Below are 1,768 nucleotides of genomic sequence, written 5' to 3'. Positions count from 1 at the left end.
AACCCGGGGCGGTTCAAATCTGACTGGAGTTGAACACTTCGGTCACGCCGGGTTTGGCTTTAATGTCCGACAGCATCGGGTTCCAGGTGGTAACGGCCTGCACATCATCGGTATTGAAGGCTGCCGAGATATCGGCATCCGAGGTGTTGACGACCTTCAGGTCTTTTTCGCTGAGCTTGACGCTGTCCAGCGCCCGGGCCAGCAGGTAGTGAAACACCGACAGCTCGACCAGGTTGACGTCCATGCCTTTCAGGTCGGCGACTTTTTTGCCCTCGCCCTTGAGCACGATGCCGTCGTTGCCATTGGAGAAATCGCTGACGATCAGTGCCGTGCTTTCCACACCGCCCGCAGCCGGAATGGTCAGTGCGTCCATGTTGGTCATGGTGCAGCCATCGAACTGGCCAGCGGTGTACTGGTTGATGGATTCGACGTAGTCATTGAGCTGGGTGACATCGATCTTGATGCCGTATTTTTTCGCCCACTTGTCGACGATGCCCTGGCTACCTGCGTATTCCCACGGCATCCAGCCTGCGTAGATGGTCCAGCAGACATTGAAGTGATCTTTTTGGGCGGCATTCGCCGAGAGGCTCAACGCAGCAAGCAGGCCTGCCGTGAGCAGACCGAAGAGACGAGACTTTTGCATGTTGAGAAATCTCCAGTAGTGAAAAAAGGCGGCCAGGAGCAACGTGACACCACTGGTGTCCCTGTCTCCCGGGCTTTTGTCCCGCCGTGTAACCTCTTACTGGAGGTCGCCAACTCTCGGACCAGCCACTTGCCTGTCGGCAAGCCGGAACCCTAGTCGGCTATTGCAAATTGTGGTGCCGCGAACCTGTGTTGACTCCTGCACGCCATTCATCAAGCGAGACTTGTGCCAACTCGCCAAGTCCTTTGTTTTTCAAGGCCTGCCCGGACCATCGCAGGTCAGCCCCGAGGGAAACTGCCTTGTGCTGGTGCGTAACCGCACTGTGTTGATGCATGGGTGCTTTGAAATGTTTTGTAGCATCTTTGCAGGAAGTCGAAACATGCCTGCATGCCCCGGCTTTAGAGCCCTTGAGTGAAGGATGGCCATCATCTTTACTAGGGTTTACACGCTGCGCCAACGCACTAGATTCCCTTTTCGGTGTCTGAACTTCTGTCCGTCAACTGCTTTGGCGGACGCCGATCAGCGTCGCTGATTCGTGCCCAATCGCGGTCCAGGAGGCCGCCATGTATCGAAGACCCTTGCTTATCACGTTGCTGACCCTTTTCCTTGCCGGTTGCTACGCAGGCCCTGGTTACTACGAATCCGATGTGTACACGCAGCCGACAACCGTCGTCGGTGGCGCTTACGCGTACGACAATGGCTACCGCTCCACCTACTATCAGGAGCAGCGCATCTATGTAGCGCCTCAGCCACGCTATTACACCCAACCACGCTACTACGCCCCGGCACCGCGTTATTACGCGCCGCCGCCAGTGCCACGCTACTACCAGCCGGGACGCCCACCGGGTTATGGCTGGAGAAACGACGGCTTTCGCGGCAATGGCGGTTTTGGGCGTAATGACGGCTTCCGCGGCAATGGTGGTTTCGGACGCAATGACGGCTTCCGCGGCGACCGAGGCAACCGCGGCTGGGAGGACCATGGCGGTCGAGGCGGACGCGATGGCCGTGATCATGGACGAGGCGGGCGCGGTGATGGTCGGGGCGGGCATCGGTAGCTGAAACCTGCGCTCACTGCCATGCCAGAGCGGTGAGCTGGCTGCTGCGAACTGACTATCGTGCCGACGC

The 1,768-nt window shown here is 58.4% G+C and carries 1 protein-coding gene, 1 pseudogene and 1 riboswitch; of the genes and pseudogenes, one reads left to right on the top strand and one right to left on the bottom strand.

What is annotated here, in order from left to right; translation table 11 throughout:
• Positions 1–16: 16 nt before the first annotated feature.
• Positions 17–643: pseudogene (locus ALO64_RS15720) on the bottom strand (putative urea ABC transporter substrate-binding protein); the annotation flags it as partial.
• 63 nt (positions 644–706) lie between these two features.
• Positions 707–810, bottom strand: a riboswitch (guanidine-I (ykkC/yxkD leader).
• A 396-nt stretch (positions 811–1,206) separates the two neighbouring features.
• On the opposite strand from ALO64_RS15720, the gene ALO64_RS15715 reads away from it, so the two are divergent.
• Complete coding sequence (locus ALO64_RS15715; RefSeq protein WP_002554925.1) at positions 1,207–1,698, top strand: hypothetical protein; 492 nt, start codon at positions 1,207–1,209, stop codon at positions 1,696–1,698.
• Positions 1,699–1,768 lie beyond the last annotated feature (70 nt).

Source organism: Pseudomonas meliae (assembly GCF_001400515.1).
GTDB classification, from domain to species: domain Bacteria; phylum Pseudomonadota; class Gammaproteobacteria; order Pseudomonadales; family Pseudomonadaceae; genus Aquipseudomonas; species Aquipseudomonas amygdali.
The sequence above is the reverse complement of the archived record's forward strand: the minus strand, read 5'-3'. Positions and strand labels throughout refer to the sequence as shown.